The 24,071-nt window shown below is 70.1% G+C and carries 18 protein-coding genes; 8 read left to right on the forward strand and 10 right to left on the reverse strand.

The features are described 5' to 3' along the window. Positions 1-218: 218 nt before the first annotated feature. Both MHZ35_RS15725 and MHZ35_RS15730 read right to left on the reverse strand, forming a co-directional pair. The gene (locus MHZ35_RS15725) at positions 219-1,613 is read right to left on the reverse strand and encodes a helix-turn-helix domain-containing protein (protein ID WP_239436505.1); all 1,395 of its coding nucleotides are present in this window, start codon (positions 1,611-1,613) and stop codon (positions 219-221) included. 495 nt (positions 1,614-2,108) lie between these two features. After that, positions 2,109-4,373, reverse strand: coding sequence for an NADP-dependent malic enzyme (locus MHZ35_RS15730; protein ID WP_239436506.1), 2,265 nt, complete (start codon positions 4,371-4,373; stop codon positions 2,109-2,111). Positions 4,374-4,508: 135 nt separating this feature from the next. On the opposite strand from MHZ35_RS15730, the gene mutS reads away from it, so the two are divergent. Continuing rightward, complete coding sequence (gene mutS, locus MHZ35_RS15735) at positions 4,509-7,085, forward strand: DNA mismatch repair protein MutS (protein ID WP_239436520.1); 2,577 nt, start codon at positions 4,509-4,511, stop codon at positions 7,083-7,085. A gap of 7 nt (positions 7,086-7,092) precedes the next feature. Here mutS and MHZ35_RS15740 read toward each other — a convergent pair whose 3' ends face one another. The 3 genes from MHZ35_RS15740 to ubiA are packed head-to-tail and all read right to left on the reverse strand — an operon-like array spanning position 7,093 to position 10,179. Further along, entirely contained in the window at positions 7,093-7,875 is a 783-nt protein-coding gene (locus tag MHZ35_RS15740) for a 3'(2'),5'-bisphosphate nucleotidase CysQ (protein ID WP_125961554.1), read from the reverse strand. Continuing rightward, positions 7,868-9,214, reverse strand: coding sequence for a TldD/PmbA family protein (locus MHZ35_RS15745; protein ID WP_239436507.1), 1,347 nt, complete (start codon positions 9,212-9,214; stop codon positions 7,868-7,870). The genes MHZ35_RS15740 and MHZ35_RS15745 overlap by 8 nt, the downstream gene beginning before the upstream one ends. Positions 9,215-9,264: 50 nt before the next feature. Next, positions 9,265-10,179 (reverse strand): 4-hydroxybenzoate octaprenyltransferase, encoded by a 915-nt coding sequence (gene ubiA / locus MHZ35_RS15750; protein WP_239436508.1) that lies wholly within the window; start codon positions 10,177-10,179, stop codon positions 9,265-9,267. 333 nt (positions 10,180-10,512) lie between these two features. Here ubiA and MHZ35_RS15755 point away from each other — a divergent pair, with 333 nt between their 5' ends. The 3 genes from MHZ35_RS15755 to MHZ35_RS15765 are packed head-to-tail and all read left to right on the forward strand — an operon-like array spanning position 10,513 to position 14,403. Then, complete coding sequence (locus MHZ35_RS15755; RefSeq protein ID WP_239436509.1) at positions 10,513-12,192, forward strand: GGDEF domain-containing protein; 1,680 nt, start codon at positions 10,513-10,515, stop codon at positions 12,190-12,192. A 32-nt stretch (positions 12,193-12,224) separates the two neighbouring features. After that, positions 12,225-12,968, forward strand: a complete 744-nt coding sequence (locus MHZ35_RS15760) for a 16S rRNA (uracil(1498)-N(3))-methyltransferase (protein ID WP_239436510.1) — start codon at positions 12,225-12,227, stop codon at positions 12,966-12,968. Between the two features lie 58 nt (positions 12,969-13,026). After that, positions 13,027-14,403, forward strand: coding sequence for a glutamate--cysteine ligase (locus tag MHZ35_RS15765; protein ID WP_239436511.1), 1,377 nt, complete (start codon positions 13,027-13,029; stop codon positions 14,401-14,403). A gap of 106 nt (positions 14,404-14,509) precedes the next feature. Here MHZ35_RS15765 and MHZ35_RS15770 read toward each other — a convergent pair whose 3' ends face one another. Further along, entirely contained in the window at positions 14,510-15,796 is a 1,287-nt protein-coding gene (locus MHZ35_RS15770) for a methyltransferase family protein (RefSeq protein ID WP_239436512.1), read from the reverse strand. A gap of 123 nt (positions 15,797-15,919) precedes the next feature. Between MHZ35_RS15770 and MHZ35_RS15775 the strand changes: the two genes are divergently transcribed. Then, a complete protein-coding gene (locus tag MHZ35_RS15775; protein ID WP_239436513.1) occupies positions 15,920-17,842 on the forward strand; it encodes a M61 family metallopeptidase in 1,923 nt (640 codons plus the stop codon). A 15-nt stretch (positions 17,843-17,857) separates the two neighbouring features. Beyond that, the gene (ppa, locus tag MHZ35_RS15780; RefSeq protein ID WP_239436514.1) at positions 17,858-18,436 is read left to right on the forward strand and encodes an inorganic diphosphatase; all 579 of its coding nucleotides are present in this window, start codon (positions 17,858-17,860) and stop codon (positions 18,434-18,436) included. A gap of 188 nt (positions 18,437-18,624) precedes the next feature. Here ppa and MHZ35_RS15785 read toward each other — a convergent pair whose 3' ends face one another. Next, positions 18,625-19,023 (reverse strand): TfoX/Sxy family protein, encoded by a 399-nt coding sequence (locus MHZ35_RS15785; protein WP_239436515.1) that lies wholly within the window; start codon positions 19,021-19,023, stop codon positions 18,625-18,627. Between the two features lie 160 nt (positions 19,024-19,183). On the opposite strand from MHZ35_RS15785, the gene MHZ35_RS15790 reads away from it, so the two are divergent. Further along, the gene (locus MHZ35_RS15790) at positions 19,184-19,990 is read left to right on the forward strand and encodes a tetratricopeptide repeat protein (RefSeq protein ID WP_239436516.1); all 807 of its coding nucleotides are present in this window, start codon (positions 19,184-19,186) and stop codon (positions 19,988-19,990) included. Positions 19,991-20,027: 37 nt separating this feature from the next. Here MHZ35_RS15790 and MHZ35_RS15795 read toward each other — a convergent pair whose 3' ends face one another. The 3 genes from MHZ35_RS15795 to ispG all read right to left on the reverse strand — a co-directional run bounded on the left by MHZ35_RS15795 (position 20,028) and on the right by ispG (position 22,723). Next, the gene (locus MHZ35_RS15795; protein ID WP_239436517.1) at positions 20,028-20,495 is read right to left on the reverse strand and encodes a GNAT family N-acetyltransferase; all 468 of its coding nucleotides are present in this window, start codon (positions 20,493-20,495) and stop codon (positions 20,028-20,030) included. Beyond that, positions 20,492-21,388, reverse strand: a complete 897-nt coding sequence (locus tag MHZ35_RS15800; protein ID WP_239436518.1) for a DMT family transporter — start codon at positions 21,386-21,388, stop codon at positions 20,492-20,494. Before MHZ35_RS15800 ends, MHZ35_RS15795 begins: the two co-directional genes overlap by 4 nt. Before the next feature lie 207 nt (positions 21,389-21,595). After that, the gene (ispG, locus tag MHZ35_RS15805) at positions 21,596-22,723 is read right to left on the reverse strand and encodes a flavodoxin-dependent (E)-4-hydroxy-3-methylbut-2-enyl-diphosphate synthase (protein WP_239436519.1); all 1,128 of its coding nucleotides are present in this window, start codon (positions 22,721-22,723) and stop codon (positions 21,596-21,598) included. Positions 22,724-22,889: 166 nt separating this feature from the next. On the opposite strand from ispG, the gene MHZ35_RS15810 reads away from it, so the two are divergent. After that, positions 22,890-23,840: an isoaspartyl peptidase/L-asparaginase family protein gene (locus tag MHZ35_RS15810; protein ID WP_239436521.1), complete on the forward strand. Its 951-nt coding sequence runs from the start codon at positions 22,890-22,892 to the stop codon at positions 23,838-23,840. The last annotated feature ends 231 nt before the right edge of the window (positions 23,841-24,071 follow it).

Consider the following 24,071-nt stretch of genomic DNA (forward strand, 5'->3'; position numbering starts at 1 on the left):
GCGGGCGATTTTACATTGGAGGATCTGGGCTTCATCTTCGTTCCTTCGTCACTACGACGAAGCCCAGATCCTCCTTAAATCACAACCTCAAATCTGTGCCATTGGTGCTGACGGCGGACAGTCGAGCGCCCGCCCGTCGCGGCAGGCACCGCATCCGCGGGAAGGGGTATCGGTCATGCAATCCCCAATAGCGTCAAAATGTTAGCAACTTATGTCGGTCAGTCCCCGGCAAAGGCGAATGGTGTTACCCCGCCCTCGCGCTCGTGGATCAGCAGCGCGTGTCCGACGGGCGGTGCCGAGCGCTGGCCGCAGTCGCGCCGCGTGCAGGCGCGGCAGCCGAGACCGATCCCCACCGCCTCGCCGCTTAGCTCGGTGCCCCGCGCCGCCGCCCAGCCGCGCGCCTGGTCCGTCCCCAGCAGCAGCGCAATCGCGAAGCGCGCGCGCACCCCGGCCACCTCGCCCACCGCCGGGTGGACGACGTGTGCCCAACTGAACCAGCGGCTGCCGTCCTCCAGCTCGACCAGCTGGGTCACCGCCGCGTCGGTGCGGGCGAACGCCTCGAAGGCACTCCACAGCGGGCAGAGCCCGGCGGCGTCCGCCACCGGCGATCCGCTCATCCCGGCAAAGCGTTTCGACACCTGCCCCGCCCGGTCGATCCGCAAGAGGCAAAAGGCGAGCCCCCGCGCGCCCACCCGCCCGAGCGTTGTCAGCCGATGCGCCACTTGCTCGAACGACGTGCCGAACCGCCGCGCGAGCAGCGGCACGTCATAGCCGGTCGCCTCACACGCGCGCAGGAACCGCGCATAGGGCATGGTCACGGCCGCCGCGAAATAGCCCAGCAGATGGCGGCGGTAGAGCCGCTCCGCCGCCCGGTCGGTGAAGCCGGCGCCGCGCACCAGCGCCTCTACCGGCACCCGCGCCTCGCTCTGCCCGATCTGCCGCGCGAGCAGTTGCAGGCGCTGCGCCGGGCCCAGCAGCTCCGACAGCTGCAACTGCCGCGCGTGAAGGTCCAGGCGATAGAGCCGGTCGGGCAGCACCTCGGCCGGCAGCACCCGCACCGAAAGCTGGTGGCGCACCCGCAGCCGCTCGGCGAGCGCGGCGCCAAGGTCCGCTGCCGACTGGCGCAGCTCGTCGGCCACGCCCTCGGCGAGTTCGTCGAGTTCGGCGAAATGGTTGCGCCACCGCTCCACCTCGCGCCGCACCAGCACCTGCGGGTCGTCGGCTGCCGGCGCGGCTTCGGCGGCACCCGCTGCCCCGCCCAGCCGGTCGAACACGCGCGCGAACGCCTCCGCTCCGCCCGGCGCACTCGCCAGCCACTCGGCGACGTCGTGCCGGTCGATATCCAGATCCGCGAACATCGGGTCGGCCAGCCGCCGTCGCAGCGCATCGACCCCGCCCGCCGGCTCGCCGCTGGTCAGCGTGCGCGGATCGAAGTCGAAGCGCTCGGCCAGCCGCACCAACAGCGCCGCCGACAAGGGACGCTGGTTGCGCTCGACGAGGTTGAGGTAGCTGGGCGAAATGCCGAGCAGTTCGGCCATTGCCGCCTGGGTGAGTCCCGCCTGCCGCCGCACCCGCCGGACCGCATGTCCCGCCAGCAGCTTGCGCTCCGCCATTCCGCTCCTCCCCGGCATCGTCTGTGAAGACTTTACAACATCACTGCTGCCGGGGCGAGCACTTCCACTCCATGACCCCTTTTGCAGCGCGCGCGTGCTTCTGAAAGGCGCGGCCGTGGGGCAGATGGGTCCGGCAACTTCGGGGTGCAGCTGTAAAGGACATGACAAGGTCGTGTCGCCGACGCAGCGGACCTTGCCGTCCGGCACCCCGATCACCGTCTCGGCCGGGCCTAGAGCCCCGCCCACCCGTTCCTGGGGAGGAAAGGTGCCCGCCGGAGTCTCTCCGGCGGGCATTTTCATGTGTGAGGCGCGGCATGGCAGCCGCGTATCCCTGGGGCAGGAAGGCACCAGGACTCAGCAGAGCAACGAGGGCCGTACTTCGGCAACCCTGGGCTCCTGCCTACGCAGGAGCACGAGTAACAGGGAAGGTGCGGAGGCTGCCCGCCCCACCACCGGCGGGAGGAGCCGCGCAACCGCGGCCCCTCCCCCGAAGGATCAGCCGTCGACCATGCCGCCGGCCGCCAGCACCGCCAGCGTCACCAGTTCGCTCGCGGTCGACGTCATCGGCGCGATCTGCACCGGCTTTTCCATGCCGATTAGCATCGGGCCGATCATGTCGTCGCCGCCCAATTCGCGCAGCAGCTTGGCCGAGATGTTGGCGGACTGCAGGCCCGGCATGATCAGCACGTTGGCCGGGCCGGACAGGCGCGCGAACGGATAGTTCGCAAGCTGGCGCGGGTTGAGCGCGACGTCGGGCGTCATCTCGCCCTCATATTCGAAGCTCACCTCGCGCTTGTCGAGCACGCCGACGGCACCGCGCAGCTGCTCCAGCCACTTGCCCTCGGGATTGCCGAAGTTGGCGTAGCTCAGGAACGCGACCCGCGGCTCATGGCCCATGCGACGCGCGACCTGCGCGGTCGCCTCGGCGATGTCGGCCAGTTCCTCGGAGTTCGGGCGCTCGTTGACCGTCGTGTCGGCGATGAACACCGTGTGGCTCTGCCCCACCAGCACATGGATGCCGAACGGCGTGCGGCCTTCCTTGGGATCGATCACGCGGCGCAGCTCGCGGATCGTCTGCGCATAGGTGCGCGTGACGCCGGTGATCATCGCATCGCCCTCGCCCAGCTGCAGCAGCAGCGCGCCGAAGATGTTGCGATCCTGGTTCACCATCCGCTCGCAATCGCGGCGCAGATAGCCGCGGCGCTGGAGGCGCGCGTAGAGGAAGTCGACCATCTGCGGCACCAGCGGCGAATGGCGGCTGTTGTGAACCTCATAGGTCTCCGGGTCCGTGACGCCCAGCGCGCGCAGGCGGTCGTACACGTCGTCGCGGCCCACCAGCACCGGCGTGCCATAGCCGCCCTCGCGGAAGTTGATCGCGGCGCGCAGCACCACCTCTTCCTCGCCCTCGGCAAAGATGACGCGCTTGGGATGCGCCTTGGCGCCCTCATAGGCGAGGCTGAGCACCGAGGTGGTCGGGTTGAGCCGGCCGCGCAGCTTGTGGCGATAGGCGTCCATGTCCAGGATCGGCTTGGTCGCCACGCCCGAATCCATCGCCGCCTGGGCGACGGCCGCGGGCACCAGCTCCATCAGCCGCGGATCGAACGGCGCCGGGATGATATATTCCGGGCCGAAGCTGTGCTTCACGCCATAGGCGGCCGCCACTTCCTCGGGCACCTGCTGGCGCGCGAGCTTGGCGATCGCCTGTGCGGCGGCGACCTTCATCGCATCGTTGATCGTCGTCGCGCGCACGTCGAGCGCGCCGCGGAAGATGAACGGGAAGCCCAGCACGTTGTTGACCTGGTTCGGATAGTCCGAACGGCCGGTGGCGATGATCACGTCCGGGCGCGCGGCCTTGGCCTCGGGCGGAGTGATCTCCGGATCGGGGTTCGCCATCGCGAACACGATCGGGTTCGGCGCCATCTTCTTGAGCAGCTCGGCCGGAAGCGCGTTCGCGGCCGACAGGCCCATGAACACATCCGCGCCGTCCAGCGCCTCGGCGAGGGTGCGCTTGTCGGTGGCGACGGCATGGGCCGACTTCCACTGGTTCATGCCGGCCTCGCGGCCCTGGTAGAGCACGCCGTCCAGGTCGACCATCAGCAGGTTCTCCTGCCGGACGCCCATCACCTTCACCAGGTCCGCGCAGGCGAGTGCGGCCGCACCCGCGCCGTTCATCACCACCTTGGTCTCGGCGATGTCGCGCTTGGTCAGGTACAGCGCGTTGATCAGGCCGGCGGCGGCGATGATGGCGGTGCCGTGCTGGTCGTCATGGAACACCGGGATGTTCATCCGCTCGCGCAGGGTCTGCTCGATGATGAAGCATTCCGGGGACTTGATGTCCTCCAGGTTGATGCCGCCGAAGGTCGGCTCCATCAGCTCGACCGCGTCGATGAAGCGGTCGACGTCCTCGGTCTTCAGCTCGATGTCGATCGAATCGACGTCGGCGAAGCGCTTGAACAGCACCGACTTGCCTTCCATCACCGGCTTGGACGCGAGCGCGCCCAGGTTGCCGAGGCCGAGGATCGCGGTGCCGTTGGAGATCACCGCGACCAGGTTGCCCTTGGCGGTATAGTCATAGGCGGTGGCAGGGTCCGCCGCGATCGCGCGCACCGGCACGGCGACGCCCGGCGAATAGGCGAGCGCCAGGTCGCGCTGCGTCGACATCGGCTTCGACGCGATGATCTCGATCTTTCCCGGGCGCCCCTCCGAATGGAACAGCAGCGCCTCGCGCTCGGAGAATTGGACGTTCGATTCTTCTGCCATCTGCAACCTTCCCGCACTGATGGCTCTGCCCTTAGGACGCATCCTCGCCTCCGTCACCCCACCGCAGCGGGCATGACGCCGGTCGCTTCTTCGGCTACCCACGCGCGCATGCCTGCCGTTCCAGCCCCGACCCCGATGATGGCGCAATATCTCGCGCTCAAGGCCGAAGCCGCCGACTGCCTGCTGTTCTACCGCATGGGCGACTTTTTTGAACTGTTTCACGACGACGCGAAAATCGCCGCGGCCGTGCTCGACATCGCGCTTACCGCGCGCGGCGAGCATGAGGGCGCAAAGATCCCGATGTGCGGCGTGCCGATCCATGCGGCCGAGGGGTATCTCGCGCGGCTGATCAAGGCCGGCCACCGCGTCGCCATCGCCGAGCAGGTGGAGACGCCCGAGGAGGCCAAGAAGCGCGGCGGCTCCAAGGCGCTCGTCGCCCGCGCGATCGTGCGCGTGGTCACCGCCGGCACGCTGACCGAGGAGGCGCTGCTCGACGCGCGCGCCGCCAACTGGTGCGTGGCGGTGGGCGAGGCGGGCGGCGAGGTCGCGATCGCTGCCGCCGACGTCTCCACCGGCCGCTTCGAGCTGATCGAGACCGACGCCCATGCGCTCGCCGCCACCATCGCCCGGCTCGCCCCTGCCGAGGTGGTCGCCTCCGAGTCTTCCGCCTTCGCCGAGATCGCGACGAGCCTGCGCCCGCGCATCGACTTCGACAGCGCCGGCGGCGAGACACGGCTGAAGGCGCTGTTCGGCGTCGCCACGCTCGACGGCTTCGGCAGCTTCAGCCGCGCCGGCCTGGCCGCCGCGGGCGGGCTGGTCGCCTATCTCGAGCATACCGCGCGCGGCAGCCTACCGTTCCTCCGCCCGCCGCTGGTGTCGCGCAACGACCAGTGCATGGCGGTCGACGCCGCGACGCGCGAAAGCCTGGAGCTCACCCGCACCACCTCGGGCAGCCGCAGCGGCAGCCTGCTCGACGCGGTCGACCGCACCGTCACCGGCGCGGGCGCACGCCTGCTGGGTGCCGACATCGCCGCACCCTTGATGGACCGCGCCGCGATCGAGGCCCGGCTCGACGCCGTTACCCGCTTCCACGACGATCCCGGCCTGCGCGACGGCGTGCGTTCCGCCCTGCGCGCGCTCCCCGACGTCGGCCGCGCGCTCGGCCGCATCGCCGCCGGTCGCGGCTCCCCGCGCGACCTAGGGCAGCTGCGCGACGGCCTCGACGGCGCGCGCACGCTGGGCGACCGCCTCGAACAGCTCGCCGACGCGCCGCCGCTGCTCGGCCAGCTGGTGCCGGCGCTGCGCGGCCACGGCGCGCTGGTCGAGCTGCTCACCCGCGCGCTCGTCCCCTCGCCCCCGATCGACGCCGCCAACGGCGGCTATATCGCCGAGGGCTATGACGCCGCGCTCGACGATCTGCGCGCCACCGGTGCCGGCGGCCGCCGCGCGATCGCCGCGCTGGAGGCGGAGTTCCGCACCCGCACCGGCGTCAACGCGCTCAAGATCCGCCACAACGGCGTGCTCGGCTATCATATCGAGGTGCCGGCGCGCGCCGCCGACGCGCTGATGAAGGCCGACAGCGGCTTCACCCATCGCCAGACGCTGGCCGGTTGCGTCCGCTTCAACGCGCCCGAACTGCACGAGGTCGCGCTCAAGGTCACCCAGGCCGGCGCCCATGCGCTCGCCGCCGAGGCCGCGCATCTGGAGGAACTGACCGGCCAGGTGCTTGGAACCCGCGAGGCGATCGCCGCCACCGCCGATGCGCTCGCGCGCATCGACGTCGCCGCCGGCCTCGCCGAACGCGCCGCCGAGGGCGGCTGGGCACGGCCCGACCTGGTCGACCACGCCTGCCTGGAGATCGAGGGCGGCCGCCATCCGGTGGTCGAGGCCGCCGTCGCCAAGGCCGGCGGGCGCTTCGTCGCCAACGACTGCCGCCTGTCGGAAGACAACCGCCTCTGGCTGGTGACCGGCCCCAACATGGGCGGCAAGTCCACCTTCCTGCGCCAGAACGCGCTGATCGCGGTGCTGGCCCAGGCCGGCAGCTACGTCCCCGCCACCCGCGCCACGCTCGGCCTGGTCGACCGGCTGTTCAGCCGCGTCGGTGCGTCGGACAATCTCGCGCGCGGCCGCTCCACCTTCATGGTCGAGATGGTCGAGACCGCCGCGATTCTCGCGCAGGCGACCCCGCGCAGCTTCGTGATCCTGGACGAGGTCGGCCGCGGCACCTCCACCTACGACGGCCTCGCCATCGCCTGGGCGGTGGTGGAGGCGATCCATGAGGACAATCGCTGCCGCTGCCTGTTCGCGACCCATTATCACGAGCTCACCCGCCTGGCGGAGCGCTGCGAGGCGCTGAGCCTGCACCACGTCCGCGCGCGCGAGTGGAAGGGGGATCTGGTCCTGCTCCACGAACTGGGCGAGGGTCCCGCCGACCGCAGCTATGGCCTGGCGGTGGCCCGGCTCGCGGGGCTCCCGCCCGCCACGGTCGCGCGCGCCAAGGCGGTGCTCGCCAAGCTGGAGGCCGGGCGCCAGAAGACCGGCGGGCTCGCCGCCGGGCTCGACGACCTGCCGCTGTTCGCCGCCTTCCAACCGGCCGAGGAGGAAAAGCCCGATGCCCTGCGCACCGAACTAGCGGGGCTAGACCTCGATGCCCTCACCCCGCGCGCAGCGCTCGACGCGCTCTACCGATTGAAGGAACTCGCCCGGGACTAGCGGGCGGTCAGGGCCGTCCCAGCGCCGCGATCGCGCGCGGCCGCAGCCGGTCCACCGCCGCCGCATGGATGCCGGGCGCGGTCGCCAACACGCCGAACGCCTGCGCGCGCGGCGTGTTGAAGCGCAGCGGCTTGCCGAGCGAGTCGGTCACCGTCGCGCCGGCCTCGCGCAGCAGCAGCACGGCCGCCGCCACATCCCATTCGTTGCCCCAGCGAAAGGTCGCGAGCAGGTCCGCCTCGCCCGCCGCCACCATCGCCATGCGCAGCGCGATCGAATTGGGCTTGGCAACCGCCACCAGGTCGCGGTCTGCCTTGGGCAGCGCGTCCACCGGCGTGCGCGCGCCCGCGATCCGGGCGATGTCGCTCGCGGTCAGCCGGACGCCGTTGCGCCACGCGCCCTCGCCCGCCGCCGCGCGCCAGCGCTCGTGCCGCGCCGGGGCATCGAGCACGCCCAGCACCGGCTGCCCATCCTCCACCAGCGCCACCGACACCGACCAGCCCGGCCGCCCGCGGATATAGTCGCGGGTGCCGTCGATCGGATCGACGATCCACACCCGCCGCTTGGCGAGCCGCACGGGATCGTCCGCCGATTCCTCCGACAGCCAGCCCGCGTCCGGCAACAGCGCGCTCAGCCGCTCGCGCAGCAGCGCGTCCACCGCCAGGTCGATCTCGCACACCGGGTTGCCAGGCGTCTTTTCCCAGCGCTCGAAGTCGGTCGCCGCGCGCCCATGCGCCAGCGTTGCCGCTTCGGCAGCGATCGCCGCCAGTTCGTCGAGCAGCGTGTCAGCCACCCGCCACCGTCATTCCGTCGATCCGCACCGTCGGCACGTTCACGCCATAGCGGAACTCCAGGTCGCTCGCCGGCACCAGGCCCGCGAACATCTGGCGCAGATTGCCCGCGATGGTGATCTCCGCGACCGGACGGGTGGTTTCGCCGTTCTCGATCAGGAAGCCGGCGGCGCCGCGGCTATAGTCGCCCGTCACGCCGTTCACGCCATGCCCGATCAGTTCGGTCACCAGCACGCCGTGCTCGATCTCGCCGATCAGCGCCTCGCGGGTGATGCGCCCCGCTTCCATGTAGAGATTGCTGGTGCCCACGCCCGGCCCGCCGCCGATGCCGCGCGTGGCATGGCCGGTCGGCTCCAGCCCCAGCTGCCGGGCCGAGGCGCTGTCCAGCAGCCAGCTCTGCAGCACGCCGCCCTCGACGATCGCGAGCGGAGAGACCGGCAGCCCCTCGCCGTCGAACGGCCGCGAACGAAGCCCACGCGGCCGGTGCGGATCGTCGCGGATGGTGACGCCCGGCCCGAACACCGCCGTCCCGAGCGCCTCGCGCAGGAAGCTGGTGCCGCGCGCCACGCCCGGCCCGGCGATCGCGCCGGTCAGGTGGCCGAGCAGGCTCGATCCCACCCGCGGGTCGAACACCACCGGCATCGCGCCCGACGCGATCCGCGCCGGATCGAGCCTTGCCACCGCGCGCTCGCCCGCCTGGCGCCCGATCGCCTCGGACGCTTCCAGCGACGCACGATGGCGCGCGCTGTGGTGCGCATAGTCGCGCTGCATGCCCGATCCCGTGCCCGCGAGCACGCTTGCCGAGACACCATGGCTGGTGACGGCATAGCTTCCGGCAAAGCCGTGGCTGGTGGCCAGCGCCACCACCGCGCGGCTGGCACTCGCACTTCCGCCCTCGGAATTGGTGACGCCCGCAACCGCGCGCGCCGCATCCTCGGCCGCCAGCGCCTGCGCCTTCAACGCCTCGGGCGCGACGTCGCCGCCATCGTCCAGGTCGAGCAGCGGCGCGGTTCCCTTCATCAGCCGATCGGCCGGCGCCAGGCCCGCCCAGGCGTCCTCGGGCGCCAGCCGCGCCATCGCCACCGCCCGCTCGGCCACCGCATCCAGCGCCGCGTCCGACAGGTCGGAGGTGGCGACGCTTGCCGAACGCTTGCCGACGAAGACGCGCAGGCCCAGCTCGCCGCCCTCGGACCGGCCGACGTCCTCCAATGCGCCCAGGCGCACGGAGACGGAAAGCGCCGTGTCGGCGATCAGGATGGCGTCGGCGGCATCGGCGCCACGGGCGCGGGCTCGGTCGATCGCCTGCGCGGCGCGGGCCTGCGCCTGTTCGGGGGTCAGCATGGCCGCGACTTAGGGAGCCGGGGCCCCAAGGTCAAAGCCGCGGCGGCAATTCAGGCCGCCGTCCCCACCACCAGGCAGGCCAGGAACATCAGCAGCCCCGCGTCGCGATTGCTGCGGAACCGCGCCAGCGTGTTGTGCCCGTCCTGCGGCGACAGCGTCGCCACCTGCCACAGCAAGTGCAGCGCCATCGGCAGCAGCGCGACGAGCGCCAGCGGCGTCGGGAACACCTGCCACAAGGCGATGCCCCAGCAGAGCAGCGAAACGAGGTACAACGCGGCGACCCCCGGCCGCACCTTGGCTCCCATCGCGCGTGCCGACGAACGCACGCCCACCAGCGCATCGTCCTCCACGTCCTGCAGGGCATAGATGGTGTCGTAGCCGATCACCCAGGTGATCGATCCCGCGTACAGCAGCAGCATCGGCACGATGCTGCCGTGCGTCACCTCCACCCAGCCGACCGGCGCCGCCCAGCTGAACACGATCCCCAGCCACGCCTGCGGCCACCAGGTGATCCGCTTCATGAAAGGATAGGCCGCGACCAGCACGATGCTGGAGACGGCGACGATCGCGGCGGCCAGCCGCAGCTGCACCAGCACCAGCAGCCCCACCGCGCACAGGATCAGCAGCCAGGCCCAGGCCGCCTTCAGCGACACCGCCCCGCTCGCCAGCGGCCGGCTGCGCGTGCGCGCCACCTGCCGGTCGAGGTCGCGGTCGACGATGTCGTTGTAGACGCAGCCCGCGCCGCGCATCGCGATGCTGCCGAGCAGGAACCAGGCGATCATGTCCCAGCGCGCGATCCCCTGGCCCGCCAGCGCGATCGCCCAGGCGCCCGGCCAGAAGAGCAGCCACCAGCCGATCGGCCGGTCGAAGCGCGCCAGCAATGCGAACGGCCGCAACCCCGCCGGCAGCCGCCCGACCAGCCCGCGATGCTCGCTGTCGGGCACGATCTCGGTCGCCGCCGTCATCGCGTGCCGCCCCTTGCCCGGGGACCGTGGGGGAAGGAGCTTGAGTGGCGGCGCGGCTGCAACGGGGGAATCGGGGATGTCATGCGGCCTGCTGCCACAGATGGGCGGAGCTTGGACAGCCCGCGTGCGTGGTCGCCCGGGAAACTCCCGCGCGCTTCCCGCGTTGCCCGAGCTCACCGACTACATTATTTACTGTTTACGTGCTTGAAGGCCCTGGACGGCGCCACAAAGCGAGCGCCGAATCCCAGGAGACGCAAGATCAGGTCGAACAAGCTGCTCCCCTTCAAGGGGTTCTGGCGTGCGGTCTCCGCCAGCCTGACCGCCCGCGTTCTGATGGTGGGCATGCTGCTGATCGGCCTCCTCGCGCTGGTCGGCTTCGTGGCGTTCGGCCGGGTCGTCGACCTGACGCTGGTGCGGCTCGGGTCGGGCTTTGCCGAGCGGCAGGTACTCTATGATCGGGCACGCGGCCTCGGCACGCTCCAGCGGGATGTCGCGCTTGCCGAAACCAACGCGCGTTCGGAAGCGCTCATCGGCTGGCTGCGCGACGAGGGCAATCCCGCAAAGCGCCGCGCCGCCATCGCCGAGCTGCGCCGCGTCGTGCAGCTGTCGGCGGGCGGCACCTTCTTCGTGGGCTCCGCCGCCTCGCGCCAATATTTCTACGAAGAGCCCGGCAGCCGCTATTCGGCCGACCGCCCGCGCCTCACCGTGCAGCCGGGTAACAACCGCGACCGCTGGTTCTTCGAGGCGCTGTCCCGCCCGCGCGACTGCCACCTGAACGTCGACGCGGACGATCTCGCCAAGCGCACGCGCGTGTTCGTCAACTGCGTGATCCGCTTCGAGGGCAAGGCGCTGGGCGTCACCGGGACCGCCGTCGACCTTTCCTCCTTCGTGCACGAGGCGCTGGCCGACACCCAGGCCGGCGTCTCCACCTTCTTTGTCGACCACGACGGGGCGGTGCAGGCGCATCGCGATCCGAGCAAGGTCGACCGCTATTCCGACCCCAACCGCAAGCATCCGCCCACCGTCTTCGCCATGCTGAGCAACGCCGACGATCGCGCCCGGCTGCACGCGATGATGGCGGACGTCGCCTCGGGCCGCGCGTCCGCGCGCTCCAGCTTCCTGGAGATGGGCGGCGAACGCGTGCTGGTCGGCGTCGGCTATCTGAACGGGCTCGACTGGTACAATGTGACGGTGATGGACACCGATGCCATGGTGGACCGCCGCCTGTTCGGTCCGCTCGCCGCGCTGATCGTGCTGATGCTGGTGATCGGCGGCGCGCTCGCCGTGGTCCTGTTCAAGCGCGTGGTGCTGGATCCGCTCCGCCAGCTCGAGATGAGCGTGATCGAGGCGGAACGCGGCAACTTTCAACCCGCCGAGCAGCTCGACTCCGATCGCAACGACGAGATCGGGCGCCTGTCGCGCCGGTTCGCGGCGATGGCGCGCGCGGTCGCCGAACACACCCGCTCGCTCGAAGCGCGGGTGCGCGAGCGGACGATCGAACTGGAACGGCTCGCCAACCGCGATTCGGCGACCGGCGTCGCCAACCGCCGCGGCTTCGTGGCGGCATTTGAAGCGGTGCAGCGCCAGCGCGGTGCGGGCTCGGTCGGGCTGCTGCTGATCGACGTCGATCGGTTCAAGCAGATCAACGACCGCTTCGGCCATGTCGCGGGCGATGCCGTGGTGGCGGAGATCGCGCACCGCATCCAGGCAGCACTCCGCCCCACGGACCTGTGCGGCCGCTGGGGAGGCGACGAATTCATCGTGCTCTTGCCCGGCCTCGGCGCCGATCCGCTGGAAACCGTCTCGGACCGGCTGGTCGCGGCCGTCTGCGCGGCGCCCGTCGTGCTCGGGGATGGCGCGCGCGTCCCGATCACGCTCAGCGTCGGCGCTTATTGCGTCACGCCCGGCGACACGATCGACACCGCGACCGATCGCGCGGACGCCGCCATGTACCAGGCGAAGAAGGAGGGGCGCGACCGCGTCATCGTCGCCGAGGATTGCCCGGTGACGTGACGAAGCCGCCCGCTTCGCCTAACACCCCGCCCATGCCCGCAACCCCCGCCTGGCCGCCGCAGTCCACCCCGCGCCTGTTCCTGGAAGCGACGATCGCGCCCGATGCCGCGATCCGCATCGACGGACCGCAGGCGCATTATCTGCTGTCGGTGCTGCGCGCGAAGCCGGGCGATCCGGTCAAGCTGTTCGACGACCAGACCGGCGAGTGGCTCGCGACCGTCGCCCACGCCGGCAAGCGCGACCTCACCCTCCAGGTCACCGACCAGCTGCGCCCGCGCGAGCCGGTCCCGGACCTGTGGCTCTGCGCCGCGCCCTTGAAGAAGGGCCGCATCGACTGGACGGTGGAAAAGGCGTGCGAGCTGGGCGTCGCGCGCATCGTGCCGGTGCTGACCCGCCGCACGGTGGTCGACCGGCTCAACCTCGACCGGCTGCGCGCCCATGCCATCGAGGCGGCCGAGCAGTGCGACCGCACCGCCCTGCCCGAGCTCGTCGAGCCGGTGAAGCTCGCCGCCCTCCTGCGCGACTGGCCGGCCGAGCGCGCGCTGTTCTTCGCCGACGAGACCGGCGGCGCCCCGGCGTCCACGACCATGGCGCAGCACCGCGGCCCCGGCGCCGTGCTGATCGGGCCGGAAGGCGGCTTCGACGCGGAGGAGCGCGAGGCGATTCGCGCGCTGCCCCAGGCACATGGGCTGACGCTCGGCCCGCGCATCCTGCGCGCGGAGACGGCGGCGGCGGCGGCGATCAGCGTCTGGATGGCCAGCGCCGGCGACTGGTAGCCCCGGCCATCAAAACGGCGCTGGCGCCGCACCGCGGCACCGCCTATGGGCGCAGCCCATGAGCACCAAGACCGTTTCGGACACCAGCGCAGCGGTCATCGAGACCCGCGACCAGCTGATCGGATATTTCGCAGGCGGCGAGAAGCCCGCGGAACGCTGGCGTATCGGCACGGAGCACGAGAAGTTCGTGTTCCGCACCAGCGATCATCGCGCCCCCAGCTACGACGAGCCCGGCGGCATCCGCGACCTGCTGCTGGCGCTGACCGAGTTCGGCTGGACGCCGATCGAGGAGAACGGCAAGGTCATCGCGCTCGCCGGCAAGGACGGCACCGTCAGCCTGGAGCCCGCCGGCCAGCTCGAGCTCTCGGGCGCCCCGCTCGAGAACCTCCACCAGACCTGCGGCGAGACCGGCCGCCACCTGCAACAGGTGAAGGCCGTCGGCGAGAAGCTGGGCCTCGGCTTCCTGGGGCTCGGCATGTGGCCGGACAAGACCCGTGCCGAGCTGCCGATCATGCCCAAGGGCCGCTACGCGATCATGCTCAACCACATGCCGCGCGTCGGCAGCATGGGTCTCGACATGATGCTGCGCACCTGCACCATCCAGGTGAACCTCGACTATGCGTCGGAGGCGGACATGGTGCAGAAGTTCCGCGTCGGCCTCGCGCTCCAGCCGCTCGCGACCGCGCTGTTCGCCAACTCGCCGTTCACCGAAGGCAAGCCCAACGGCATGCTTTCCTACCGCAGCCACATCTGGTCGGACACCGATCCGCACCGCACCGGCATGCTGCCCTTCGTGTTCGAGGACGGCTTCGGCTACGAACGCTATGCCGACTATGCTCTCGATGTGCCGATGTACTTCGTCTACCGCGACGGCAAGTACATCGACGCCGCCGGCCTCTCCTTCCGCGACTTCCTCAAGGGCGAGCTCTCGGTCCTGCCGGGCGAGCTGCCGACGATGGACGATTGGGCCGACCATCTCTCCACCGCCTTCCCCGAAGTGCGGCTCAAGACCTTCCTGGAGATGCGCGGCGCCGATGGCGGCCCCTGGGGCCGGATCTGCGCGCTGCCCGCACTTTGGGTGGGCCTCCTCTACGACCAGGGTGCGCTCGACGCCGCCTGGGACCTCGTCAAGGACTGGAGCCTGGAGACTCGCCAGGCGCTGCGCGACTCCGTGCCGCGTCTCGGCCTCGACGCGCCGCTCGGGACCAAGGGCGGCACGCTGCGCGACATCGCCCGGCAGGTGCTCGACATCGCCGGTGCCGGCCTCAAGGCCCGCGGCCGCCTCGACGCGGCAGGCGACGACGAGACCGGCTTCCTCACCCCCCTTCGCGACGTGGTGCGCGACGGCCGGGTGCCGGCACAGCAGCTCCTCGACCGCTACGGCAGCAGCTGGGACGGCGACGTCACGCGGGTGTACGACGAACTGACGTTCTGACCGCGACTCATGACCGTTCCCGTGCTCCTGCGAAAGCAGGAGCCCAGAGCCACACAGCACAGCGCCTGTTACCCTGGGCTCCTGCCTGCGCAGGAGCACGGCACCGCTAGCCGCGCAGCCATTTGAAGAACCGCGGCACCACCGCGTTACGGCCCGCCCACTCATAGTACGCACGATAGTCCGGGTCCGCGAGCAGGTGCCGCTCCTCGGTCCGCGCGCGCCAGTAGTAGACGCCGCTCACCAGCGCCAGGATCGCGGTGTTGCGGAACGCGTCCAGCCAGTTCCCCGTCGTCACCAGCATCGGCCAGCTCACCAGCCACCAGAACAGGTTCTTCGACAGATAGGCCGGGTGGCGGCTCCAGGCGTAGGGCCCGTTGGTGATGATCCCGCGGTTGGTGAGGTTGGAGAAGCGCAGGCCGAACGCCACCGTGGCCCAGGCATAAACGAACGTCAGCGCCACCAGCGCCGCGCCAATCGCCGTCAGGATCACCGGATGCCCCGCGAACCAGTGCGTCCACTCGGCCCCACCGGGATGATAGTCGAGCGGGCCCCCGTCGCCCATCAGCACGAACGGGGGATAGCAGATCAGCGCCGCCGCCCAGCCGGCCGCATAGGGGTTCGCCGATCGGATGTGCGTGTCGATCGGCCGCAGCGCCAGGATATAGCCGCAGGTCGCGAACGCCACGTCGACCAGGAACATGAAGGTGATCAGCCACTGCGCCAGCGCCACCGGGTCGTGCAGCACCGTGGCCGTGTCGGCGGCGACGAACTCGCGAAAGCCGCCCGGCACGATCCCCAGCATGAACGCCAGAAAGAACGCCTTCACCGCCCAGGCGCGCAGATGGTCGAAGATCGCCTCGCGCTCGATCGGCTCGTCCAGGTGCATCAGCCAGGCGCCGAACGCCCAGCAGCCGTCGCGCGGCGCCACCAGGTGACGGTCGATCCACAGCACATAGGGGATCGACAGCACGAACAGCACCGGCGCCGCATAGCCGAAGCACCACATGGCAAAGGCGAAGCCGCCGTCCCAATAGAAGCGCCCGGTCGCATAGAGCAGCGCGATCCCCAACCAGGTCGTCCACAGCCCCGCCAGCTTGGTGATGCTGACGTCCAGCGTCGCCCGCCACGGCCGCGGGTTCGCCCAGTCGATGCCGGTGGATGGGTTGCGGTGCACCTTGTCCACCAGCACCGACCAGGCCAGCATCGGCAGTCCGCAGGCGACGAGGTTCACCAGCGCCGCATAGGGTCCGTCCATGCCATAGTGGCGCGCGATCGCGACCCAGGCGAGCAGCCCGGCCATGCCCGCGATCCCTGTGCCCGTGCTCACCGCCGATCGCGGGCGCGGATCGGCGGCGGGGGCGGTGTCGGCAGCGGGCACGAGCGTGGAAGCCATGCCCGACCCTAGCCGCCGCACCCGGCGGATCGAAGCCGGAATCGTGTCCCGCCTTGCGACAGGCTGGACGCCCGCTGCGATATGTCGTTACACCGCCCCATCCCACCTCGACGAAAGGCCGTCATGTTTCGCACCCCTGCGTTCGCCGCCCTGTTGCTCGCTTCTGCCGTTCCCGCCCATGCGCAGCTGAACCCCGCCGGCAACACCCTGCCGCAGCCGGTGCCCTTCACCGACACGATCCCGGCCCCGCGCGACATCGACTATCCCGGCACGATCCTGCTGGAGGTCGACGCGACCGACATCCAGCGCGGCATTTTCAACGTGAAGGAGACCATTCCGGTCGCCGAGGCGGGCCACATGGTGCTGCTGTTCCCGAAGTGGCTGCCGGGCGCGCACAGCCCGCGCGGTGAGATCGAGAAGCTCGCCGGCCTGGTGATCCGCGCCAATGGCAAGGTGGTGCCCTGGACCCGTGACCCGGTCGACGTCTTCGCCTTCCACATCGACGTGCCCGCCGGCGCCAAGAAGCTCGACGTCAGCTTCCAGTTCCTGTCGGCGACCGCCGGTGATCAGGGCCGCATCGTCATGGCGCCCTCGATGCTGAACCTCCAGTGGAACTCGGTGAGCCTCTACCCGGCCGGCTATTTCACCCGTCGCATCCCGATCCAGGCGACCGCCAAATATCCGGCGGGCTGGAGTGCTGCGGCAGGCCTGCCGGCGACGAACAACGGCTCGATCTATTCCTACCAGCGCACCAGCTACGAGACGCTGGTCGACTCCCCCACCTTTGCCGGCAAATATTATCGCCAGTGGGCGCTGTCGCCGCGCGTCGACCTCAACGTCTTCGCCGACAGCCCCGAAGAGCTCAACGCCACGCCCGAGCAGATCGACGCGCACAAGCGCCTCGTCGAGCAGGCGACCCGCGCGTTCGGCGCCCAGCACTACGACAAGTACGAGTTCCTGCTGGCGATCACCGACACCATGGGCGGCATCGGCCTGGAGCATCACCGCAGCTCCGAAAACGGCGTGAAGCCCGGCTATTTCACCAAGTGGAACGACGGTGCCGGCAGCCGCAACCTGCTGCCGCACGAATTCAGCCACAGCTGGGACGGCAAGTTCCGCCGCGGCGCGGACCTGTGGACGCCCGACTATCGCACGCCGATGCGCAACTCGCTGCTGTGGGTCTATGAAGGCCAGACCCAGTTCTGGGGCTATGTGCTCCAGGCACGCTCGGGCATCGTCACCAAGCAGGACACGCTGGACGCCTATGCCGCGATCGCAGCCAGCCTCGACACCCGCCGTGCGCGCGAGTGGCGCCCGCTGGTCGACACCACCAACGATCCGATCATCTCGGCGCGCCGGCCCAAGGGCTGGACCAGCTGGCAGCGCTCGGAGGATTATTACAACGAAGGCCTGCTGATCTGGATGGAGGTGGATTCGATCCTCCGCCAGCAGTCGGGCGGCGCCAAGAGCATCGACGACTTCGCCCGCGCCTTCTTCGGCGTGCGCGACGGCGACTGGGGCGTGCTCACCTACACCCTGGACGACGTGGTCCAGACGCTGAACGGCATCCAGCCCTATGACTGGGCCGGCTTCCTCAACAGCCGCGTCAACGGCGTGTCGGAGCGCGCGCCGCTCGCCGGCTTCACCAACAACGGCTACCGCCTGGTCTACAGCGACCAGCCGACGCCCTATTTCGTCAACAACGACCGCACCCGCGACCAGGCGGATCTCAGCTATTCGCTGGGCCTCGTCACGGGCAAGTCGGGCTCGGTCAACTCGGTCGCATGGGGCAGCCCGGCGTTCGACGCGGGGCTCACCGTCGACAGCAGCATCGTCGCGGTGAACGGCGAAAGCTACAGCGCCGATCGCCTCAAGGCCGCGGTCACCGCGTCCAAGGGCAATCGGACGCCCATCCGCCTGCTGGTCAAGAACGGCGACAAGCTGCGCGAGGTGGCAATCGACTATCACGATGGCCTGCGCTATCCGCGGCTGGAAAAGACCGGACAGGGTGAGACGGGCCTCGATCGCCTGCTCACCGCCAAGTAAAAGGGACGACACGACATGCGGATCGACATGGTGCCGGTGGGCAAGAACCCGCCGGAAGACCTGAACGTCATCATCGAGGTGCCGACCGGCGGTGAGCCGGTGAAGTATGAGTTCGACAAGGCGTCCGGTGCGCTGTTCGTCGATCGCATCCTCCACACCCCGATGCGCTATCCGGCGAACTACGGCTTCGTGCCGCACACGCTGTCGCCGGACGGCGATCCGCTCGACGCGCTGGTCGTGTCGCGCACGCCGTTCATCCCGGGCTGCGTCGTGCGCGCGCGTCCGATCGCGGTGTTGAACCTGGAAGACGAAGCCGGCGGCGACGAGAAGCTCGTCTGCGTGCCGGTGGACTCGACCTTCCCCTATTACACCAAGGTCGGTGGCCGCGCCGATCTGCCGGAAATCGTGTTCCAGCAGATCGAGCACTTCTTCACCCACTACAAGGATCTGGAGAAGCAGAAGTGGGTGCGCGTCGGCACCTGGGGCGACGCCGAAGAAGCAGCGCGCATCACCCTGGAGGCGATCGAGCGCTACAACGCCGCCAAGGACCGTGGCGAGGAACCGCTCGACCACGACGTGCCCGGCCGCGACTAAGCGCTGAGCGACACGCGATCCGGACCCCGTCGGCACCCAGGTGCCGGCGGGGTTCGTCGTTTCAGCGCCTAGAGCGTGATCCCGTTGCGTGTACCCGTTCGTCCTGAGTTGCCGTTGAGCGAAGTCGAAACCGCGTATCGAAGGACCTGCGCAGGTGCTTCGATACGGCGCTTCCCCAGGCTCAGCCCCTACTTAGCACGAACGGTTCTACCTGAGGTCGTCCGGCCTGCCTTGCGCTTCGGCTTCGGCTTCGGCTTCGGCGCCCGCGCCCCGGCCGCCAGCGCGAGCCCGGCCCACTCCCGCATCGCGTCCGCATCGTCATAGACGTCGTCGGGCGCGCGCCGGTAGTTCATCGATCCGGTGGTGCCGTCGCTCTTGGCATAGGTGAAGCGCGCGCAGCCGGCCGCATCCCAGGCCGCATCGCTCTCCGCATCCGCCTTGAACCAGAGCCCGTCATCGAACGCGATCGCAAAGATGGTGCCGTCGCAATAGAGCGTCGCCCCGCCCATCATCCGCCGCGACGTGACGGTGCCGACCGGCGCCAGCGCCTCCGCCACCCATTCGATCAGCCCTGCGTCGACGCCCATGCGATCCTCACCAGGTTCGAGTCTCGAAAGAAGCGGACTCTCGAGCGCACCGCAATGCCGGCTGCGGACCTGGGAGGCCGGGCCGGAAGGGGCTCCATAGCATCGCTTGACAGCCGCATGGCCCTATCTACGCTGTCCGATCCGAGGTTGTGAGGTCGACATGGTTTCGGGCATCCTATTGTTGCCGTTCCTTCTGCTGGTCTCACAAGAAGCATCGGCCCAATCCACGACAGCGCCGTCGGAAGACTCCGGGCGGGAGGACATCGTCGTGGAGGGAGGATTCGATCCCGACGAGCCCGATCCGTCCAATTTGCGGCGCAAGATGGTTACCGGATCCCGGATTCCCCAGCGCAGCCTCCAGAACAATCCGCACATCGCCAGCGCGACGAGCTTGGGAGGGCTGACGTCGGATTCGGGCATGGACGCCTGGCAGTCCATCGGCACCAAACGATGGAAGACGTGCAAGGCTGAAGGCGCGTTGATCCGCAAGCGGACCGCCTGTGCCCTGGTTCGCGTGGAAAAGGCGATGACCGCGATGCACGCCGCCGAAGCTGGGCAAATCGCCTCATCGCTTGCGAGCGACCCCAATCTCACGGTCGAAGAGCAATATGTCGTTCACGCGTACCTGTATCGCATTGCTGATTTGCAATCCGATGCTGCCGCAAAGCGCCGGTCTTTGGCCGCCATGTTCGACACGGGCATGATGTCGGAAGCGGAAGAAAGGACAGCAGTGGGGACGCTCGCGTCCTGGGCCCTGAAGGATGGCGATAGCGAGGCCGCGGTACGGTGGTACCGTGAACTGGCGAGCAGGGACGCCAACGACACCCAGAGCCGTATCAACGCCGGCATCCTGCTTGGCCGGATGGGGAAGGCCGAGGAAAGCAGAGCACAGTTCCAGGCGGCGATCAGCGCTGCACGGAGAGAGGGTAAGCCGGTTCCCGCGGCGTGGATCGAACGCGCGAACTAGGCCGTAGGCTGGCCAGACGCCGAGCGGACCTGGTCGCTCACTCCCCGGCCAGCCGCGCCAGCGCCTCTCCAGAAACCCGGTAGATGCGCCACGGCATCGGCTCGGCGCCGAGACTCCGGTAGAAGCCGGCGGCGGCGGCGTTGGTGTCGCTCACCGCCCATTCGACCCGCGTGCACTCGCGCGCGACGCCGACCGCCGCGACATGGGCGAGCAGCGCGCGGCCCGCGCCGGAGCCCCGCGCTTCGGGCGCGACGTACAGGTCTTCCAGGTACAGCCCGTTCCAGCCGCTCCAGGTCGAATGCTTGTGAAAGAACAGCGCGGCGCCCACCGCCCGCCCGTCCTGCTCGGCGATCGCCGCCTCGACCCCGCGCTCCTCGAGCGCCCGGCGCAGCAGCGCCTCGGTCGCGACCAGCTTGTCCTCGGCGTCCTCGTGGCGCGCGAGATCGCGCACGAAGCCGAAGATCAGCCCCGCATCGTCCGGAGTGGCGGTTCGGATTGCGATCATGCGCCTGCCTCGCTCTGGGAAACCGGGGCGGCGCCGCGCACCGCCACCAGGCAGCCGCCGACGATCAGCAGCGCACCCGCGACCGTGAACGGCGACACCCGCTCGTCGAACACGAGGTAGCCGAGCAGCGCCGCCCAGACAAAGGCGGTGTATTCGACCGGCGCCAGCACCTGCGCCTCCGCCCGGCCATAGGACCAGGCGAGCAGCAGCGCGGAGATCGACCCCAGGATCGCCGATCCGACGATCGGCACCAGCTGATCGCTCGCCGGCCAGATCGCCAGCCACGGCGCGCCGAGCGCGAGCAGCACGCCGATCACCAGGCTGGTGAACAGCGTCACCTCCAGCGGGTCGGCGAGTTGCGCCTGCTGTCGCAGCAGGATCAGGCTGTAGGCATAGAGGACCGAGGCGAGCACGATCGCGAGCGCGCCCATCACCACGTCCGCCGAGGCGCCGGCCTGCGCCTGCCCCAGCGCGATCACCAGCACGCCTACGGCCGCCACCACCGAGCCCAGGATAGCCGCGCGGCGGATCCGCTCGCCGAGCAACGCCGCCGCCAGGAACAGCGCGATCAGCGGCGACAGGAAGGTGAGCGCCACCCCCTGCGCCATCGGCACGCGCACCAGCCCCCAGAAGAACAGCAGCACCGACAGCCCCGCGGCGAGCCCGCGCAGCACGTGCAGCCGCAGCGCCTTGCGCTCGGGCCAGCGCTGCCGCCGCGCCAGGAACACCGCCCCCGTCAGCAGCACGCCCGCGACCGATCGCCACAGCACCGCGCTGTACGCGCCGCTGGCGATGCTCAGCCCCTTCATCAGGGCATCCATGCACGAATAGATGGCGATGCCCGCCGATGCCGCCGCAAAGGCCACCGCGGGCGGGGTGTTGGTCCGGGTCATGGGCGGTGGATGCGGGCAAACGCCCGCCCCGTCCAGTGCGGGGCCTCTACGAAAGGCGGGACAGCCGCCTCAAATTCCGCCGTATCCCCGCGCAGGCGGGGATCCAGAGCCAAGCAGAACAACGGCTTGCGGTATATGACGCCCTGGGCTCCCGCCTGCGCGGGAGCACGGAAAGTGGCTTTCGCAGAGCTCTCTCCAGTGGCGGGGTTACTCCGCCGCCGCCTGCTCCAGCGCCGCGGCCTGCGCCTCGATCTCGGCGGCCTTGGCCTCCACCAGCCGGACGATGTGGTCGACCATGTCGGCATCCTCGACGTGGTGGTCGGTAACGCCCGACAGATAGACCATGTGGCGGCCGTTGCCGCCGCCGGTGATGCCGATGTCGGTCTCGCGCGCCTCGCCGGGGCCGTTCACCACGCAGCCGAGCACCGACAGCGACATCGGCGTGCGGATGTGCTGGAGCCGCTCCTCCAGCTTCTGGACGGTGCGGATCACGTCGAAGCCCTGGCGCGCGCACGACGGGCACGAGACGACGCGCACGCCGCGATTGCGGATGCCGAGCGCCTTCAGGATCTCGAAGCCGACGCGCACTTCCTCCTCGGGCTCGGCCGACAGCGACACGCGGATGGTGTCGCCGATCCCGAACCACAAGAGCGATCCGATGCCGATCGACGACTTGACGGTGCCGCCGATCAGGCCACCCGCCTCGGTGATGCCCAGGTGCAGCGGGCAGTCGGTCGCCTCCGCCAGCCCCTGGTAGGCAGCGACCGCCAGGAACACGTCCGACGCCTTCACCGCGACCTTGTATTCGTGGAAGTCATGGTCCTGGAGCAGCTTGATATGGTCGAGTGCGCTCTCGACCAGCGCCTCGGGACAAGGCTCGCCGTATTTCTCCAGCAGGTCCTTCTCCAGGCTGCCGGCGTTGACGCCGATGCGGATCGCGCAGCCATTGGCCTTGGCGGCGCGCACCACTTCCGCCACCCGCTCCGACGATCCGATGTTGCCCGGGTTGATGCGCAGGCACGCCGCGCCCGCGTCGGCGGCTTCCAGCGCGCGCTTATAGTGGAAATGGATGTCGGCGACGATCGGCACCCGCGACGCGCGCACGATCTGCTTGAGCGCCGCGGTCGATTCCACGTCCGGGCAGGACACGCGGATGATGTCGACGCCCGCATCCTCGCAGCGGCGGATCTGGTCCACGGTCGCGCGCACGTCCGGGGTCGGCGTGTTGGTCATCGTCTGCACCGTCACCGGGGCATCGCCGCCGACGGGCACGTTGCCGACCATGATCTGGCGGCTCGGACGGCGGACGATATCGCGCCAGGGGCGGACGGACATGGGGATCTTCTCGCAGAGGCTGTCGGGGCTCCGCCCCATATAGACGCGCAGTGTGGCAGGCGGAAGGCGCGCTGGACGCGGTGGCATGCACCGCCCCTTCTGCTACACCGCGCTCTCCTTCTGGAGCCGCACGATGCGCCTAGCCCTGTTGATCGGAGCCCTGTTGATGTCCTCTCCCGCCGCCGCCGAGCAGAAGCCCACCTGGACGCTGGTGATCCACGGCGGCGCCGGCGTGATCGAGCGCGCGCGCATGACGCCCGAGCGCGAGGCCGCTGCCCGCGCCGGCCTCGACGCCGCGCTCGCCGCCGGCGAAGCGGTGCTCGCCAGGGGCGGCAGCGCGGTCGATGCGGTGGAAGCGGCGATCCACGTGCTGGAGGACGATCCCAGCTTCAACGCCGGCCGCGGCGCCGTCTTCACCTATGAAGGCACCAACGAGCTCGACGCCGCGATCATGGACGGCTCGAACCGAAAGGCCGGGGCCGTCGCCGGCGTCACCCGCACCCGCCACCCCGTCAGCCTCGCCCGCGCGGTGATGGACAAGAGCCCGCACGTCCTCCTCGCCGGCAAGGGCGCCGACATCTTCTCGACCGAACAGGGCCTCGAACAGGTCGACCCCAGCTGGTTCGCCACCGACGAGCGCCGCCGCCAGCTCGACGAGCTGAAGGCCAAGAAGCTCGGCTGGTTCGACGTCGACATGAAATACGGCACCGTAGGCGCGGTCGCGCGCGACCAGGCCGGCCATGTCGCCGCCGCCACCTCGACCGGCGGCGTCACCGGCAAGCGCTGGGGCCGCGTCGGCGATTCGCCGCTGATCGGGGCGGGCACCTATGCCGACGACCGCGCCTGCGCCGTCTCCGCCACCGGTGCCGGCGAGTTCTTCATCCGCGAGGGCGTCGCGCACGAGATCTGCGCCCGCATCCGCTTCAAGGGCGAAAGCCTGCAAGCCGCCGCCGACACGGTGATGGCGGAAACGCTGGCGCTGGGCGGCACCGGCGGCGTCATCGTCACCGGCCCGAATGGCGAGGCGACGTGGAGCTTCAACACGCCCGGCATGTACCGCGGCAAGGTCACGTCCGGCACGAAGCGCCTGGTCGCGATCTACGGCGACGAGGGCTGATCGCCCGCCCCGGCCGCCCTTGCCGCGGCGGCCGGGACGCCCACATGGGGCGGCATGGAAGCGTTCCGCAGCACCCCGGCCGAGCGCGCCCGCGGCGCCGTCGCGGCCGTGGCCGTGTCGCTGGGCCTCGGCGCCGCCCTGGTTGCGGGCCTCTCGGTCGACCTGCGCCAGCTTGCCGAGCGTGCCCCCAGCGTCTTCGGCATCCTTCCCGCCCCCGAACCTGAGCCGACC

The sequence above is a fragment of the Sphingomonas sp. ACRSK genome (assembly GCF_022346685.1).
GTDB classification, from domain to species: Bacteria; Pseudomonadota; Alphaproteobacteria; order Sphingomonadales; family Sphingomonadaceae; genus Sphingomonas; species Sphingomonas molluscorum.